The sequence below is a fragment of the Gynuella sunshinyii YC6258 genome, assembly GCF_000940805.1.
GTDB classification, from domain to species: Bacteria; Pseudomonadota; Gammaproteobacteria; order Pseudomonadales; family Natronospirillaceae; genus Gynuella; species Gynuella sunshinyii.
Map to the genome: position 1 here is coordinate 1851333 of NZ_CP007142.1, position 17094 is coordinate 1868426.

The 17094-nt window shown below is 48.8% G+C and carries 17 protein-coding genes; 9 read left to right on the forward strand and 8 right to left on the reverse strand.

What is annotated here, in order from left to right:
- The first annotated feature begins 4 nt into the window (after positions 1–4).
- The 3 genes from parE (at position 5) to fbp (ending at position 4557) form a co-directional block, all read left to right on the forward strand.
- Positions 5–1894, forward strand: coding sequence for a DNA topoisomerase IV subunit B (gene parE, locus YC6258_RS08215; RefSeq protein ID WP_044616572.1), 1890 nt, complete (start codon positions 5–7; stop codon positions 1892–1894).
- A gap of 726 nt (positions 1895–2620) precedes the next feature.
- Positions 2621–3310: an SIMPL domain-containing protein gene (locus YC6258_RS08220; RefSeq protein WP_169748948.1), complete on the forward strand. Its 690-nt coding sequence runs from the start codon at positions 2621–2623 to the stop codon at positions 3308–3310.
- A gap of 230 nt (positions 3311–3540) precedes the next feature.
- On the forward strand, positions 3541–4557 hold the full coding sequence (gene fbp / locus YC6258_RS08225) for a class 1 fructose-bisphosphatase (protein WP_044616574.1): 1017 nt from the start codon (positions 3541–3543) through the stop codon (positions 4555–4557).
- A gap of 220 nt (positions 4558–4777) precedes the next feature.
- Here fbp and YC6258_RS27190 read toward each other — a convergent pair whose 3' ends face one another.
- Positions 4778–7405 (reverse strand): sensor domain-containing protein, encoded by a 2628-nt coding sequence (locus tag YC6258_RS27190; RefSeq protein WP_052830161.1) that lies wholly within the window; start codon positions 7403–7405, stop codon positions 4778–4780.
- Between the two features lie 528 nt (positions 7406–7933).
- Here YC6258_RS27190 and YC6258_RS08235 point away from each other — a divergent pair.
- From YC6258_RS08235 to YC6258_RS08260, 6 genes are all read left to right on the forward strand, one after another.
- A complete protein-coding gene (locus YC6258_RS08235) occupies positions 7934–8380 on the forward strand; it encodes an acyl-CoA thioesterase (RefSeq protein ID WP_044616575.1) in 447 nt (148 codons plus the stop codon).
- A 227-nt stretch (positions 8381–8607) separates the two neighbouring features.
- Positions 8608–10107: a nitrogenase cofactor biosynthesis protein NifB gene (gene nifB / locus YC6258_RS08240; RefSeq protein ID WP_044616576.1), complete on the forward strand. Its 1500-nt coding sequence runs from the start codon at positions 8608–8610 to the stop codon at positions 10105–10107.
- A 61-nt stretch (positions 10108–10168) separates the two neighbouring features.
- Complete coding sequence (locus tag YC6258_RS08245; protein ID WP_044616577.1) at positions 10169–10447, forward strand: 4Fe-4S dicluster domain-containing protein; 279 nt, start codon at positions 10169–10171, stop codon at positions 10445–10447.
- A gap of 22 nt (positions 10448–10469) precedes the next feature.
- Positions 10470–11057 carry a nitrogen fixation protein NifQ gene (locus YC6258_RS08250; protein WP_052830162.1) on the forward strand — a complete coding sequence of 196 codons (588 nt, stop codon included), beginning with the start codon at positions 10470–10472 and terminating at the stop codon, positions 11055–11057.
- Positions 11058–11108: 51 nt separating this feature from the next.
- On the forward strand, positions 11109–11444 hold the full coding sequence (grxD, locus tag YC6258_RS08255; protein ID WP_044616578.1) for a Grx4 family monothiol glutaredoxin: 336 nt from the start codon (positions 11109–11111) through the stop codon (positions 11442–11444).
- A 35-nt stretch (positions 11445–11479) separates the two neighbouring features.
- Entirely contained in the window at positions 11480–11725 is a 246-nt protein-coding gene (locus YC6258_RS08260; RefSeq protein ID WP_044616579.1) for a BolA family protein, read from the forward strand.
- 39 nt (positions 11726–11764) lie between these two features.
- Here the strand turns inward: YC6258_RS08260 and YC6258_RS08265 are convergent, their stop codons facing one another.
- The 7 genes from YC6258_RS08265 to YC6258_RS08295 form a co-directional block, all read right to left on the reverse strand.
- The gene (locus YC6258_RS08265; protein WP_044616580.1) at positions 11765–12019 is read right to left on the reverse strand and encodes a hypothetical protein; all 255 of its coding nucleotides are present in this window, start codon (positions 12017–12019) and stop codon (positions 11765–11767) included.
- A 65-nt stretch (positions 12020–12084) separates the two neighbouring features.
- The gene (locus YC6258_RS08270; RefSeq protein ID WP_044616581.1) at positions 12085–12936 is read right to left on the reverse strand and encodes an SIR2 family protein; all 852 of its coding nucleotides are present in this window, start codon (positions 12934–12936) and stop codon (positions 12085–12087) included.
- Between the two features lie 171 nt (positions 12937–13107).
- Positions 13108–13542: a DUF6691 family protein gene (locus YC6258_RS08275; protein WP_044616582.1), complete on the reverse strand. Its 435-nt coding sequence runs from the start codon at positions 13540–13542 to the stop codon at positions 13108–13110.
- Positions 13542–13946 carry a YeeE/YedE family protein gene (locus YC6258_RS08280; protein ID WP_044616583.1) on the reverse strand — a complete coding sequence of 135 codons (405 nt, stop codon included), beginning with the start codon at positions 13944–13946 and terminating at the stop codon, positions 13542–13544. Before YC6258_RS08280 ends, YC6258_RS08275 begins: the two co-directional genes overlap by 1 nt.
- 102 nt (positions 13947–14048) lie before the next feature.
- Positions 14049–15545 carry a PhnE/PtxC family ABC transporter permease gene (locus YC6258_RS08285; RefSeq protein ID WP_211264655.1) on the reverse strand — a complete coding sequence of 499 codons (1497 nt, stop codon included), beginning with the start codon at positions 15543–15545 and terminating at the stop codon, positions 14049–14051.
- Positions 15538–16230, reverse strand: a complete 693-nt coding sequence (locus tag YC6258_RS08290; RefSeq protein WP_245627024.1) for an ATP-binding cassette domain-containing protein — start codon at positions 16228–16230, stop codon at positions 15538–15540. The genes YC6258_RS08285 and YC6258_RS08290 overlap by 8 nt, the downstream gene beginning before the upstream one ends.
- The gene (locus YC6258_RS08295) at positions 16227–17090 is read right to left on the reverse strand and encodes a putative selenate ABC transporter substrate-binding protein (protein WP_044616585.1); all 864 of its coding nucleotides are present in this window, start codon (positions 17088–17090) and stop codon (positions 16227–16229) included. The genes YC6258_RS08290 and YC6258_RS08295 overlap by 4 nt, the downstream gene beginning before the upstream one ends.
- Between the last annotated feature and the right edge of the window lie 4 nt (positions 17091–17094).

Below are 17094 nucleotides of genomic sequence, written 5' to 3' on the forward strand. Positions count from 1 at the left end.
CTCCATGACGAATCAAAACTACAACGCTGAATCCATTGAAGTCCTGAGCGGTCTGGACCCGGTCCGTAAACGCCCCGGGATGTATACCGACACCACGCGCCCTAACCACCTGGCCCAGGAAGTGATTGATAACTCAGTGGATGAAGCTCTGGCCGGTCATGCTGATCACATCGCGGTTATTCTATTTTCCGATGGGTCGTTATCCGTCGAAGATAATGGGCGCGGCATGCCTGTCGATATTCATCCGGAGGAAAAAGTCTCCGGTGTCGAACTCATCATGACCCGACTGCATGCCGGCGGCAAATTCTCAGGTAAAAACTACCAGTTCAGTGGGGGATTGCACGGTGTGGGGGTTTCCGTCGTAAATGCGCTCTCCAAAGTGCTCGAAGTGACCATCAAGCGCGATGGCAAAGTATACCGGATGGGTTTCAAAAACGGTGATAAGGCCGTTGAGCTTGAGGAAATCGGCACCTGTGGCAAAAAAACAACCGGTACCCTGATTCGTTTTATGCCAGATCCGAAGTATTTCGATTCGGATAAATTCCTGGTTTCCCGGTTGCGTCATATTTTGCGTGCCAAAGCAGTCTTGTGTCCGGGTTTGAAAGTCACGTTTGAGAACCAGGAAAAGCAGGAAAACGACGAGTGGTTTTATGAAGACGGCCTGCGTGACTACCTCAAGCTGAACACCCGGCTCTATGACACCGTCCCTGAAGAACCTTTTCATGGTTCCTTCTCCTCGGAAGAAGAAGGTGTTGACTGGGCGGTGCAGTGGTTACCCGAAGGCGGGGAACTGTTGCAGGAAAGCTATGTCAATCTGATTCCCACCTCCCAGGGCGGAACCCATGTAAACGGGTTCCGGACCGGCCTGCTGGAATCCATGCGTGAATATTGTGAATTCCGCAACCTGTTGCCCAGGGGCATCAAACTATCACCCGAAGACATCTGGGACCGCTGCGCTTATGTGCTATCTGCCAAAATGCGTGACCCACAGTTTGCCGGGCAAACCAAAGAGCGTCTGTCTTCCCGGCAGTCATCCGTATTTGTATCCGGAGTGGTCAAAGATGCTTTTGCGCTATGGTTGAACCAGCATACCGATGTCGGCGATCTGCTTGCTGAAATGGCAGTCAACAACGCTCAGAAGCGCATGCGGGCTGCCAAAAAAGTGGTTCGTAAAAAAGTCACCAGCGGCCCGGCATTGCCCGGTAAACTGGCAGACTGCTCCGGTGCCGATGCAATGGCTGGCGAACTGTTTCTGGTGGAAGGGGATTCCGCCGGCGGCTCAGCCAAGCAGGCACGTGACCGTCAATTTCAAGCCATCCTGCCGCTGCGTGGAAAAATTCTGAATACCTGGGAAGTGGATTCCAATGAAATTCTCGCCTCGCAGGAAGTTCATGACATTGCGGTAGCGCTGGGAGTCGATGCAGACTCCAATGACCTTGACGGTCTGCGTTACGGTAAAGTGTGTATTCTGGCCGATGCCGATTCCGATGGACTGCATATTTCCACACTTTTATGCGCACTCTTTGTTCGGCATTTTCGCGCCCTGGTTGAAGCCGGTCACGTATATGTTGCCATGCCTCCTTTATATCGTGTGGATATTGGCAAAGAAGTGGCCTATGCGCTCGATGAAAGCGAACTCAATGGCATTCTGGATCGCATAAAAGCCGAGAAAAAGAAAGCTAAACCCCAGGTAACCCGATTCAAAGGACTTGGTGAAATGAATCCTTTGCAGCTGCGTGAAACCACCATGGCCCCGGATACCCGCAGACTGGTAAGACTGACCATTGAAGATGACGAACAAACGTTTGAAATGATGGACATGCTGCTGGCCAAAAAACGCAGTGGCGACCGCAAAAGTTGGCTCGAAGCAAAGGGTAATATGGCGGAGGTTTAGAAATCCACCGCCCCCCAAGCTTAAATTTTTAGCTTATCAATAACAGGCAGGCATCATTAAGGGTGTCTGCGGTTTTCCCTTCTGGTACACTTTTTTCCTTATTTCTTATGTGTCGTTATTGTCTTTCAGGATAATTCAGGCAACACTTGTCGCTGGTATTATTGGTTATGCAGATAATAATAAAAAATGTTCTGACATGATCTGCCGCTGCGGCGCGATATCACTACAAGTGCTGTTGGTATGGAATGCTGAAAATTTGTGAGCCTTGTCACAGTTGACGGCCTTAGTGATTCTTGCATTCGGTTTATCTCCTATGTTCAGGATCTTCATGACCGGAACGGTGTCTGTCTATTGCAGGTTGTCATGATGATATCTTGACTGACATTTACGATTGCATTTCATAAGTGCAGTAGGTTGGCGGGGGCATATGGCTGATAATACACACCCTGAGTTATGGCAATTTTTTATAAGTGGTTTTTGTTTGAGGGGCCTCTGGATTATGTCGTCGAGGATGCCAGAACACAGTGAAAATTTGCAAAAAGCAGGAATTTATAAGCCATAAATGATCGGTTTGAGCAGATTTTTAACACAGCATATAACAGCTCATATAGTTATTCAGAAGCACCTTAAGCATTACATGGGTGATGGGCATGCGGGGCCGGTTTGGTTATGGTCCTGCATCGACAAACCATCATTGACTTATCAATCACCAACGGAACATTAACAATGTCAAGAATTGTGAAGGCAATCGTACTGTTTTCCGGTATGTGTATAAGTGTGTTGAGTCTCGCGGATGACCAACAGTTTAATATTTATCAGATTCAAGCTAATTCTGTGCGGGAAATTGAGAATAATGTTTTGGTCATTACTTTAGTGGCCAGACATCAGTCGGATGAAGCACAGGATGCCAGTAAGGAAGTTAATCAGGATATGAATTGGGCGTTGTCACAGCTTAAGGACCGATCTGCCCTGAAGGTTTCGACGCTTAATTACACTACTCAGCCGGTATATCGGAATGATCGGATTATTGCCTGGGCGGTCAGTCAACAGCTGCGATTGGAAAGTGGTGAGATTGATACGTTGGCAGAGTTGAGTGGCCGACTGCAGCAGAAACTCAATATCAGCAATATGCAGTTCAAGGTCAGTGATGATTTGCAAAAGCAGGTTTCTGGTGATCTGATAAAGGATGCATTGGGATCCTTTAAAGATAAAGCTGACCTACTGGTCAAAATAATGGGGGCGAATGACTATCGCGTGGTTGACGTCAGCATTGATGAAGGAGGGCAGATGATGCCTTTCCAAAAGGCATTCAGATCTGAAATGGGCAACTCTTTTTCTGCAGCGGGTCCTGCTATCGAAGCTGGAGAGTCAAGTTTGTCCGTTAATCTGCACGGGTCTATACAGTTGTTGTTTTAATAATACCTGCCGGACGGACCATCCGGTCCGTCTCAGGAAGTCCGATATTTGTCTGCTCTCTTCTTTTTTTATTTTTCTTTCATACCCATAAAAACGTTTTCATACTGTCATAGATGTGTCATTTGCTGTTTTGTACTTAAACGTTTCAGAATTTCATTTGTTGACATGACATATTTTCGCCGCAAAATGAGCTGATTCCTCCATTTTTTTGCATCGCGAGAGTTACTTACATGGAAATTATAAAAACCCTTGGAGAGTTCATTATCGACCGGCAGGCGGAATATCCGGGTGCCACCGGTGAGCTTTCTGCTTTGTTTGCGTCGATACGCTTTGCGTCTAAAGTCGTGCATCGTGAAATCAATAAGGCAGGGTTGGCAGATATTACCGGAGCGGCCGGGGAGGAAAATGTTCAGGGTGAACAACAACAAAAACTGGATGTTTACGCAAACGAGAAATTTAAAACCGCTCTGGCCGCCAGAGGTGTCGTATGTGGACTCGCATCAGAAGAGGAAGAGGATTTCGTCCGCTTTGAAGAGGGTAAGAATCTCGACGGAAAGTATGTAGTGTTGATCGATCCTTTGGATGGTTCGTCGAACATTGATGTCAACGTCTCAGTAGGTACCATTTTTTCAATTTACCGCCGGATTTCCCCAGTGGGTACGCCGGTGACTGAAGCTGACTTTTTGCAGAAAGGTATCAATCAAATTGCCGCGGGTTATATTATTTATGGTTCGTCGACAATGATGGTCTATTCCGCTGGTAAGGATGTTAATGGATTTACCTACGATCCTACCCTGGGTGTGTTTTGCCTGTCGCATCCAAACATGAAGTTTCCGCATAATGGTTCGATGTATTCAATCAACGAAGGCAATTACATTCACTTTCCTGATGGGGTTAAAAAATATATTAAATATTGTCAGGAGGAGGATGAGGCCACGAAGCGACCGTACACTTCTCGCTATATCGGCTCACTGGTATCTGATTTTCACCGTAATCTGATAAAAGGTGGCATTTATCTGTACCCAACTTCAAGCCGTTATCCAAGTGGAAAACTACGCCTGTTGTATGAATGTAATCCGATGGCGTTTTTGGCTGAAGCTGCTGGAGGTAGAGCTATTTCCGGCCCCGGGCAGCGAATATTGGAAATTGATCCGGTTGAATTGCATCAGCGTACTCCTTTTTTTGTCGGGTCGCCGGCAATGATTGAAACGATCGAAAAATTCATGAGCGAATTTGGCGAAATATAATTCTGTGGCCGTACTGATGATTAAAGGCAGCGTGAATAACACTGCCTTCTCTGATTAAAAATAATAATAAAAATTTTATGCTTGTTCATTGCCCGGTTTTTGAACAAGCGTTTATTCAGAGCTATGAATGGACTGTTTTGATTGATGGAGTGTATTCGCAGCTAAACGGATGACAACCGTTGCCTGGCTGTTTGAAAATCATTGCTCAGGTGCTGCCTGATCAGCTATGACGATGATTCAGGTTGATGACGTGCTGTTGTTTGTGTTTAAACAACAGGTTCGCAGTTTGAGCCATATTCATCGGTTTATTCAGTAAATATCCCTGGAAATAGTCACAACCCAGTTCCTGAAGGCGAACCACCTTTTCGTGATTATCCACACCTTCGGCGATCACTTTGAGTTTGAGTGAGTGAGCCAGCGCAATCACGGCTCTTACGATAGATTCGTCATCCTGATTGAACAAAATGTCGCGCATAAACGAGCGATCTACTTTTATGTAGTCAATCGGATAGCGCTTTAAGTAAGTTAGTGATGAATATCCGGTGCCAAAATCATCGAGTGCAATCTGAATGCCGAGGTCTTTGAGATCCGACAACAACTTGAGTGTACTGGGGGATTCTTCCAGCAGAATAGACTCGGTAATCTCCACCACCAGTGCCTCACCTGGCAAGCCGGATTCGTTTAATACCTGTTCAAACGATTTCACCAGATGCTGGTCATACAATTGCCGGGGAGACAGGTTTATCGATATGTGAGCGGCTGGGTCCAACAATCCATCCGCCTGCCATTGGAGGTAAGCACTCACGACCTGCTGCAATAGCCAGTGACTGATAGGAATGATTAACCGTGTTTCCTCCAGTTGGGCAATGAACTTGGTGGGACTGATCAGCCCACGGGTTGGATGATGCCAGCGCAGCAGAGCCTCTGAGCCAACATAGCGGCCACTGTTGACATCGGCCTGTAACTGGTAATAGACCTCCATTTCTCCGCGATCCAGTGCATTATGCAGGCTGTTACGGATAATGGTTCGGTCTTTGGAAGCCCGTTCCAGTTCCGGAGAATAGAACTGGTAGTTATTTCTGCCTTCTGATTTGGCCCGATAAAGTGCGATATCTGCTTGTTTGATTAGCGTTTTACTATTGGTATTGAAGTTTTCGAAAGCGAAAGTAATGCCGATACTGGTGCTGATGAACAGTTCGTTTCCGCGAATCAGGCAGGGTTGAGCCAGCTGTGACATGATCTTTTCTGATACCTCAGAGGCAACGCAGGAGTGTTCAATACCTTCCATCAGGATCATGAATTCATCGCCCCCGACCCTGGCGATGGTGTGGTCAGCATGCAGACATTTCTGTAATCGGCGGGCCACTTCTGTCAGCAATTCGTCGCCCACATCATGGCCAAAGCTGTCATTGATGTTTTTAAAATCATCCAGATCCAGGCATAGAAGAATAATGCCTTTTTCCTGCAATGACTGATTGAGAGCATTTTCCAGGCGTTCCTGAAACAATGCCCGGTTGGGGAGTCCGGTCAATGAATCAAGCTCTGCCATGTCCCGTAGTTTCCTTTCCGTATGATGGCGGTAGGTGTTATCGGTTATGGTGGCAATCACTCCCTCAGGTTTTCTGTTCAAGCCGAAAAAAGCCCGGGCATTCAGTTCAACCCAAATGGTTTCGCCTTGCGGAGTATTGAAACGACATTCTATGGAAAATTCCTTTTTCTCTGTGATGGCTTGTCGTAATGCCGTCATGGTATTTTCCAGGTCATCCTGATGGATAAGATTGATCCATTGATGACCATTTAACTCTTCTTCTGTCAGTCCACAAATGTCACACCAATGACGATTGACATAGGTGCATGCCCAGTTTCGATTGGTTTGCAGAATACCGATAGGAGCGAGATCAGAAACCGCCTCAAAGCGTTGTGTTTCCTGATCGGACTGGCGGCGTAAAGTACGTAACTCGCTGTTGTTCTGGATGAACAACAAATAATGTGTCTGGCCATACTTGATGTAGGGGGTTACCGTAATATCGACCATCAACTCCATACCAACGGCATTGACTGCGCGGCATCGGACTTGTTGATTGTGGGGGCTGAAGGTGTAAATCCGGTGTTCGTTCGGAAAACGCTCAGGCAGAAATGTGGTGATTTCCCGGTCGATGGCAAACTGGTCGGTAACTCCAAACAGGGTTTCGGCAGCGGGGTTGAAGCTGGTGATCTTGTGATTTTTATTGATTTCGATGGTGGCCAGTGGACAGTCATACTGGGTTTTCTGTAATGCGACGCCAGTTTCTTCTTCTTTGCCTGGCAGGTGAATGGTTTTTTGCTGCTTTCTCTGGATGCTGTTAAAAATAGATACAGTGGTAATAAGCAATGGCCAGAACCGCTTTGCCATATCGATGGAATAGCCATTTTTACTATTGGCAAGACATAGGATACCTATGCTTTGCTGGCTGTCGATGAGGGGCAGGGCGATCATGTTTCCCAGCTTTCGCCACCCTAGCCTGTCATATGGAATCTGTGACAGTGACTGACGTTGAAATACCTGGGGTATATTACTGCTGCCGATTGCGTTCAGACAGGTGGAAATTCGGGTGTTCGGTTCCAGTACCATATCATGTTGAGTGGCAACATCTCTGTCTGTGTCGTAACTGCTGAAGATTCTTAAAGAGGTTTCTTTTTTTTCTGATTTTGTTATCAAAATAACAAAAGAGAGCCTGGATCCGGTAATGACAGCAAGATCTTTGAGTACCTGATTGAATAGTGCAAAAGTACTTTTTTTTCCTTCGCAATGGTGAAGTCTGTCTATCGTTTCCCTGAGTTGCTGGTCCTGTCTTCGACTTAAATTCACCTGAGCACCTAAATTGTGGAATGAGTTTTCTTTGAATATCTTTTGTTATTGTCGGGTAATATATTATTCAAAATTAAACATCATGCTCAACACGATAATGTTTTTCTCAAAATAGTAAATAGTTATTTTGCTATGGAAACAGTTGAAAACGATTTTTATAAATTTTTTTTCGGGTATTTGTGTCATTCATACTTAAGGACGATTTTTTGACAGTCCATTAATAAGGTCTGGAGATATTTTTGAACTGTGAAGTAATAGCCCTGAATGAACGAGTATGGTGCCGGTCAGTACAGCTGGGTATTTTAAAAGCCGTTGGAAAATATTGTTGCTGATTTGCTGGCTGATACACCACAATCTTAATCTGGCTATGATTGGTTTCCTGTTTAATATTTCCGGCGATGCGCTAATCTGCATGACAACCGGATGACTGTGACCTAAACGGCATCAGCTCGTGGAAAAGCATGATTTTTGACCGCGTGTCTTTTAAAGTGGCGCGAAGACTTAATAGCATAAATGCCGGATATAACGATGACAGATAGTTTGAAACACAAAACCCCGCAACAGTTAAGTATTGAGGACTTTCCCGCTCGCAGCCGTGAGAATGTCCGCTTCAGTGATGTGGATTGCCTTGGACATGTGAACAATACGGTATTTGCCAGTTTTCTGGAGACTGGCAGAGTGAATATTTTCTGGGATCGGGAAGGGCATTTTGAACTGGCCAATTCAATGTTTGTGGTGGCTCATCTCAGTCTTGATTTCATTGCTGAGATTACCTGGCCGGGAGAGGTTGAAATCGGTACCGGGATCGTGCGTCTTGGTCGCAGCTCAATCACCATGTACCAGGGGATTTTTCAGCAGCAACGATGTGTTGCCACTGCTGAGACGGTCATTGTTGCCATGGATCCGGAAACACGCAGTTCCAGACCATTGGATGAAAAAAGCCGTCATTATTTCAATCGTTTCATTTTGTCCTGAGTAAACATGCTGGGATCTGGTGACTCCCTCAGCAGATCCCGGGACGGTTATGGCCTGCTTCTGTCACAAAGCCCACATTGTTCCAACATCGGTATTAATACAACACTCCCACCAAGTTCGAAAATATCCATAACTTATTGATATTCAAAATGTTTTCCTTGTTCCCTTCAACGGTACAGGCGTTGCAATATCTCTGACGGATCAATCCACCAGAGGAGTGAGAGAGGATGGAATTAACGGTTATCGATTCATCGGTTAAACCCGCCGAAGCGTCCGGTTGCAGCGCTGGGTCCTGTGGCAGTACTGATGATCAAATGTCGCATTTGCCGGAAGAAATCCGACAAAAGGTATTCAACCATCCCTGTTATTCAGAGGATGCACATCATTATTTTGCCCGAATGCATGTGGCAGTTGCGCCGGCCTGTAATATTCAGTGTCACTACTGTAATCGTAAATATGATTGCAGTAACGAATCCCGTCCCGGGGTGGTTTCGGAGTTGCTGACACCGGAGCAGGCGGTTGCAAAAACCAAGGCGGTTGCTGCCAATATTCCACAAATGACGGTACTTGGAATTGCCGGACCGGGTGATCCGCTGGCGAATCCTGAACGTACATTTGATACCTTCCGGCGTCTGTCAGAAGAGGCTCCCGATATCAAACTGTGTGTTTCCACGAATGGGTTGTCGTTGCCGGAATCGGTGGACGAACTGGCGAAGCACAATATTGACCATGTCACGATCACCATTAACTGTGTGGATCCCAAAATCGGGGCTCAGATTTATCCCTGGATTTATTGGAACAATCGTCGGGTATTTGGTGAGAAGGCCGCGAAAATTCTGATCAGACAGCAACAAAAAGGGCTGGAAATGCTGGTGGCCAGAGGCATTCTGGTGAAAGTGAATTCGGTCATGATTCCCGGTGTCAATGATGAGCACCTCAAGGAAGTCAGTCGTATTGTCAAAGAAAAAGGTGCTTTTCTGCACAACGTCATGCCACTGATTGCGGAAGCTGAACATGGCACGTTTTACGGCATCATGGGGCAGCGCTCACCTGAACCGGAAGAGTTGCAGGATCTGCAGGATGCCTGTGCCGGCGACATGAACATGATGCGTCATTGCCGTCAGTGTCGTGCAGATGCCGTAGGATTGCTTGGAGAAGACCGAGGTGAGGAGTTCACCATGGACAAAATCGAATCCATGAACATCGATTACGACGAGGCAATGAAAAAACGCGCTGTCGTGCATGCTGCCATTGAGCAGGAGCTGAATGAAAAACGGGCCAAAAAGGAACGATTGGCCAGCATGTTCGGATCACCGGCGACCCAGTCGGAAAAACGTCCGGTATTAATGGCGGTGGCAACCACCGGCAGTGGTTTGATCAATCAGCACTTCGGTCATGCCACGGAATTCCTGGTCTATGAAGCTTCACCGGCGGGTGTGCGCTTTATCAGTCATCGCAAGGTCGATCAGTACTGTATTGGCAATGATACCTGTGGTGAGAAGGAATCAGCGCTGTCGGGCAGTATCCGGGCTTTGAAAGGTTGCGAGGTCGTGCTCTGTGCCAAAATTGGTTATGAGCCCTGGGAGCAACTGGAGCAGGCGGGTATACAACCGAATGGTGAACATGCCATGGAGCCGATCGAAGAAGCAGTCGCGCAGGTATATCAGGAAATGGATGCCGCTGGAAAGCTGGATCCGGCTGCCACGGTGATGACTGAAACAGCATAGCCTGTTGATATTCAGGGAAGTCTGCTTCCCTGTTTTTTTTAAAAGCAACGAGGAGAAGACGATGGCGCTGTCAATTATCGAATCCTGTGTAAACTGCTGGGCCTGTGTGGATGTCTGTCCAAGCAATGCCATTTCCATGGCCGAGGCACATTTTAAAATTAACCCGAAAAAATGTACGGAATGTGACGGAGACTACGCCGATCCCCAGTGTGCCAGTATCTGCCCGATTGAAGGTGCGATACTGAGTGCCGATGGAGAGGCAGTAAACCCGCCGGGATCGTTGACGGGTATACCGCCGGAATTGATGGCAAAAGCGATGGCCGAAATCCAGGCCCGTTGATGATTACTGCGGGGAAATCAAGTTGCTGCCGGTCACAAAAGACTCTGTCGAACACATACCATGGTTGCTGAACTGTCGCTGGTTCGGACAGATGTTGTCATCCCAGCGCCAGGGGGTGTCATGTTTGCCTTTCTATCTGGGACTGACGCCACAACAGTTTACAGATACCTGTGAGTGCTGTGTGTCGACCCGAGTGTTGATCAACGACGATTATTTCAAACCGCCTGTAGGAGAAGATATCCGGCAAATGTTGCTGGAGCAACGACAGGACGAGTGTGATGAGTTGAACGCCTTGTTGGTGGATCATCGCAGAGGGGCGTGTGATTCAGAGTTGTGGATCGCACCAATGGTCGTGGCCGGTTGCATGGGCGGCGGGCATCTCTGGCATGACCTGGGATTGTCTGATCGCACCATGCTGAACGAACTCCTGAACTTCAATTTTCCATCACTGGCACAGCAGAATGTCCATGATATGAAATGGAAGAAGTTTCTGTACCGGCAGTTATGTGAGCGCGGCGGTGACTACATTTGCCGGGCACCGAGCTGTCAGGAATGTCAGGGTTTCAATGATTGCTATGGCAATGAAGAACACATTTATCCACATGGTTAGTCTGCTCTTTCGGGCGGACCGATCTGATCATACCAAAAGGCGACTTACAACATGTCTGATACCACCACCAAGATCAAACAACAAATTGCCACTCATCCTGTGCTGTTGTACATGAAAGGCACACCGGAGGAACCTCAATGTGGTTTTTCCAAAACGGCCGTCGCTGCATTGAAATCAGTGATTACCGAGTTCACCTATGTGAACGTGCTGGCGGCACCATTCATCCGCGAGAAGCTGCCGGCGATTTCCAACTGGCCGACCTACCCGCAGCTATTTGTACAGGGCGAACTGGTGGGTGGCTGCGATGTGGTCTGTGAAATGGTGGCCGATGGCAGCCTGAAAGCCTTGCTGGCCGATGCTGGATTATTACAGACTGACGGTGTTTAATAGCGCCCGATTTTGAGAAAAGAGGGTGCAACATCATGCAGGAACAGATCAAATCCCTGATTGAAGCAGAGTTTGAAAATGCTGAAGTCAGCTTCCTGGGGGAAGAGTGTAATTTTACCGTACAAGTGGTCAGTGAAGAGTTTACGGGTCTGACACCGGTAAAGCGGCAACAGAAAGTGCTGGCCGGTGTACAGGGGCTGATTGCTTCGGGCGCGCTGCATGCCATCTCTGTTAAGGCAATGACCCCGGCTGAATGGCAGAAAAAATCCACTGCTTTATAAGTTTAAAAATAATGAGTCCGGGACAAATCATCCCGGACTTCAATCACTGTCTCCCCACAGATATTCGTCAATTTCCTTCATCAAAAAAGAATTTTGTTTAACCCCGCGCGCAATGGCTTCGGCTTCTTCCCGATTGTATCCATAGAGATTGAAACTGGTTTTTCCGGCGGACTCCCCGGCATAGAACAATTGCACTTCCAGTTGCCATTGGCTGGACAACGATTCTACCGGAATCAGTTTTATGAATGCTTTGAGGTTTTCTTCCAGTTGCGAAATCAGGTTCAGTTCTGTCATGGCGGTTAGCTATCTATCAGGACTGCCGGAGAGGACGGAAAGTCCTCATCAGGCCGTCGGTTGTATCAGGAAAAAACTGCCTCGACCGCTTCCTGTTCCGGATCGTATTCGAGATCAATCACTTCGATCTGTTTTTTGCTGCAGTAGCGACGTTCCTTATCATTGGCATTTTCAATCAATGCCCAGCCGGCCAGTTGTTCGTTGGCACCATAAATGATATCGCTGAAAACCATCCGCTCGGTATCTCGATTCAAATGCATGCCCAGTAACAGATATTGTTTATTTTGTCGGCGCAGTTTCAGAAATGCCGGAATGGCAAATCCACCCATCAACTCGGTGATGTAATCCACGTAATCCGCATCAGAGGCGATATAACAGGGCGAAGGAAGCGGTGTTCCCATAGGTTTAAACAGCACGGGCAAATCGGGATTGACCTGGTGCTGTTCGATAACCTGATAGTTACCATGTGAATGATGATAGATCTGAAAACGATATTGAGTGCCACTGAGACGTGCACAACCGACTACCAAAATGTATTCGCGGTCGGCATACAGGTTTTGCAATTGGGTATCGCGATTGATATCGATGATATAAGGCGCGTTGAGGGATGCGATCCACTGATGCAGCGCAGACACGCTCCACTGTTTTTCGCCATAGGTTTGAGTCAGAAAACGTTCCACGAAACTGCGCCCGCGCTTGAGTTCGAGATTCATTGCCGCGCGGGGAAACTCATACATCAGCTTTGGTGCCATCGGTCTGCCATTATTCATTGCCAGGATCAGTGAGTCACTGTCAGCGGGAATAGGCGTACCATCTTCCTGATTGATCACCCCCCGTAAAGTACCCGGACCGATATACGGAATCAGGTGTCCTTGTTCGATCTGTTGCCGGTAACATTCAAGTTGTTGAATATCCATTAAGTGTTCTCCAGAGTATGCTCTCAGACAGGGCTACGGCAAATTCCGGACCAGTCGGAAAGTCTCTGCAACCGGCACAAAAGCCCTGGTTTCAAAGGAGAAGAGGGATTGTCGTTGTGACGTGACTGTCACAATGTGGTGAATGCGACAATGGCATTCACCCGGGAGAAATTATCGGGCCGGCCCAACCAGATAATGGGCCAGACGGTTTCCGGTGATCATGGCAACCACAAAGCCAACGGCAGGCCAGTGCAGACTGGCCAGATCCACCAGTGCCGGACCGGGGCAAAGACCAATCAGCCCCCAGCCAATACCAAACAGCACGGCACCTGCCAGCAGCCGGAACGAAATACCACTCAGGCCAGGTAAGTGAAACCTATCTCCGAACCATGGTGTTTTCCGGCGTTTACTGAATTGAAATGCCAACCCGAAAATCAGCACTGCCGAAGCCATAACCGCAATCAGTGCTGGTTGCCAGTTGCCCAGAATATCCAGAAAACCACGGACTTTGGCCGGGTTGTTCATTCCGGAAATCAGCAATCCGAGTCCAAACAATGTGCCACCGAAAAACGGAATCAGAGTTGTGATGATTGATTTCAGTTTCATCAGCCGGCCACTCCATTCATCAAGGTTACCGTGATCATTCCAGTCACGATAAACGTTACCGTCGATACAATGGAACGCGGGGAAAATCGACCAATACCACAGACACCATGTCCGCTGGTGCAGCCATTGCCAATGTAGGTTCCAAATCCGACCAGCACTCCGGCGGTCAGCCACAATGGCATGCTGTCATTCATATCAATGGATACTTGGCCACCGGCGAGACGATACAGCGGATTGGCTATGATCACCCCGGCCAGAAACCACAATGCCCAGCGGTAACGGGATATTTGTAAGCTGAATAACGATGAAATAACCCCGGTCATTCCGCTGATTCGGCCAATGCCCAACCATAGCAAAGCCGCGGCTGTACCGATCAGGGCCCCGCCTAACAGTTCACTTGTCATAACAAATAATGCCTGGAAAAAAGCTGTATTCTAGTCAAGCCGGAGGAGCATATCTATTGTCAGCGCAGAAGATTTTGAATGTATTGAAATGGTTGGATCCGGTTAATAGCCGGTGTCTTCCATATTTTCTGCACCAGCACGCCGACGCAACTGTCTCGATATACTGTCCACCAATACATTCAGCAGAGCGGTTATGAGGATCAGAAAAAAAGCTTTGTCATAGCGGATTTCCTCGAATGCGGAATCAATATAAAAACCCAGCGTGGCAATTCCCAATATGCCCATGATGGCGCTTTCGCGCAGAATGACTTCCCAGCGGTAAAACAAAAACGCCAGAAAACCCGGATACAGTCTCGGTGTGTGCAGATACAGATAGCGGTTGAGCCCGGTTGGATCGTCGGTGCGATGAGGCTGTTTTTCGCTATGACCGGCCAGTAGAAATCCGATCAGACCGCCGTTGTGAACCGCCAATGCCAGTACGGCCGGCAGCCCTGATGGGCCAAACAGCAGCAGGAAGATAAAGGCAAAGATCATTTCCGGTGTGGAGCGCATGATCAGCAACAGACATTGACCGGCGGTTCGCCCCCTGCCGATGATGGCCTGACTGGCAAACGGATAAAGCAACAATGCCAGCACACCTGTAAGCACCAGGGCCAGTTGCGTCAACAACAATGTTTGCAGCAGCGCCGGCCAGGCCTCGCGACGGAATACCGAGCTGTACCAGTGCAGGGTTTCGAGCCCGTTTAACTGCAGTAATGATTGCGGCCAGATATCTTCAGAGATAAACCGCCAGAACAGACCATCAGGAGTGGCGGGCGTTGCCGGCAGCAACCACAGAGCCACCACGGCGTAGAGAGGTATCAGTCTCGGCCGGAGCCACCAGCGGAGGGTGGCGATCAATAGAAAAAACAGCCACAAAAGGGCAGCGGCCTCACTGTAACTGCCTTGCTTAAATGCGGTTTCCAGATGAAACCCCAGAGTGGGTAAACCGATAAAACCGAGTATCGCGCTGGAGCGCAGGGCGCATTCGAAACGATAGCGAACATAATGGGACAGCTCCGTGAACGACTGCGGAATCAAGGTATAGGCGTAGCGACTCAGGCGCTGGGTGGTGGGAGATATTGCCAGTCCCGGCTGGCGGTTCTGGCGCGCGAAAATCTCCGCAAAGACTTTGGCAAATATGCCGGTATAGGGTACCAGAATGGCCAGCAACCCTGTGGTGGCACTCAATCCCCAGATCTGCATGAACAGCAATCCCCAGAAGATCTCGTGAACAGCCCGTATGGATGCAGCCAATGTGCGCAGCAATCGCCAATGCCAGTACATGGCCAGCAGCAGGCCGGCCGGTACCGCCAGCACCACCGCGAGCAGCGCAAACGCAACGGTCTGGCCCAGAGCATTGATCAACGTGGCCGGGTCATTCCACCAGGGGGTAATAAATCCCCAGCCGATACGACCCAGTTCCTGCCAGGGTTCAGAGGGATATAGTTGCAGATCTGCCCAGGGCAGGCATAAGAGTGCGGAGACACACAGCAGCAAACTGAGGTGAAAGAAACGTTTGCCGGTACTGGTCGCTGTGCCAGCTATTCCGTCAGGCATAGAATCCATCCAATGCATCGGAGGTCAATCCGGATACCGGACCATCGTACTGGATGCGTCCGTGTTTGAGGGCGATAACCCGATCGAAATGATCCAGTGCCAGGCGGCGATTATGCAGGCTCACCAGTAATGTCTGGTGACGTTCAATGAGTAGCTTCAGAATGATTTCGCTCTGGGCCGGATCCAGCGCTGAAACGGGTTCATCACCGAAAAAGACCGGTTGCTGACGAAACAGCGCCCGACCAATGGCCACCCGCTGCCGTTGGCCGCCGGAGAGCTGATCCACGGATTTCCATAACTGGTCTGCGATACCCAGGTCTGCTGCCAGTCTGGTAATGTGCTGCCGGTCAGCGATGTGGGGTCTGATCAGATTCCACAGGTTATAAATAGAACCATGCCGCTCCAGTCCACCCATAAAAATATTCTGGTAGGACGATAGAACGTCCACCAGACCGGATGCCTGCGGACATAAGGCAATGCTGCCGGCCTGCTGTTGATACAGCCATTCAAGCAGGCTGGACTTACCGGCCCCGGAAGGGCCGATCAGTACAATTTTCTCGCCAGCATGAACCTCCAGACTGATGTCGTGCAGAATCCGGGTTCTGCCGATGTCCAGGTTGGCATGATTGAGAGAAAACAACGGTGTGCTGAGAGCGTTCTGCAACATCGGGCGGTTATGCGTCAATCAATCAGACCGATGGCCTTGGCGGTGGCTTCTATTGGTGCGTAGTCATCGTTGGAGGCTGGCACAAACGATTGCCGGGGGAAGCTGGCCAACAGCTCCTGATCCTTCATATTCAGTAGCGCTTGACGGACTTTATCGGTAAAGCCGGTGCCAAAATGGCTATCTGCATCGCCACGAATGGTCCATTGATAATCGGGATAGGTTGGAGTTTCCCAGATCACCTGGATTTTATTGAGATCGATATTGCCAGCTGTCAGTTCGTTTTCCCAGACCGTATAGTTCACCGCCCCGACTTGATAGGCGCCCGACTGCACCTGTGCGATGGTGCGACTGTGATCACCGGAAAACCCGACCCGGGCGAAAATATCTTCGGGTGCAGCTTGAAACGCTTCGCGCAGATAGAACTCCGGCATCAGCCGACCAGAAGTGGAGCCTTTTGAACCAAAGGTAAATGTTTTGCCTTTCAGAGCGTCCGTCAGGTGATCACTCTTCTGCAAACCGGTGCTGTGATGGGCGATGAAATAGGTTTTGAAAAACTGATCTTCATAGCCCTGAGCAAGGGCACTGGATCCTGGTACCAGGCGACGGGCCTGCACTCCCGATAAACCACCGAACCAGGCCAGTTGCACCTGATTGTTACGGAACGCGGTTATGGCTGCGGCATAGGATTTGACCGGGACGTATTGCACCTCCACTCCCAGCTCTCCGGCCAGATAGTCAGCCACTTTATTGAAGCGTTGCTGCAACCGGGATTCATCTTCATCCGGGATGGCGGTGAATACAAATGTTTCAGCGACCGAGATGCCCGTGGTGAACAATAGCGTCAAAATGGTTGCCAGCCTTATCAGTTTTTTCATCATACAA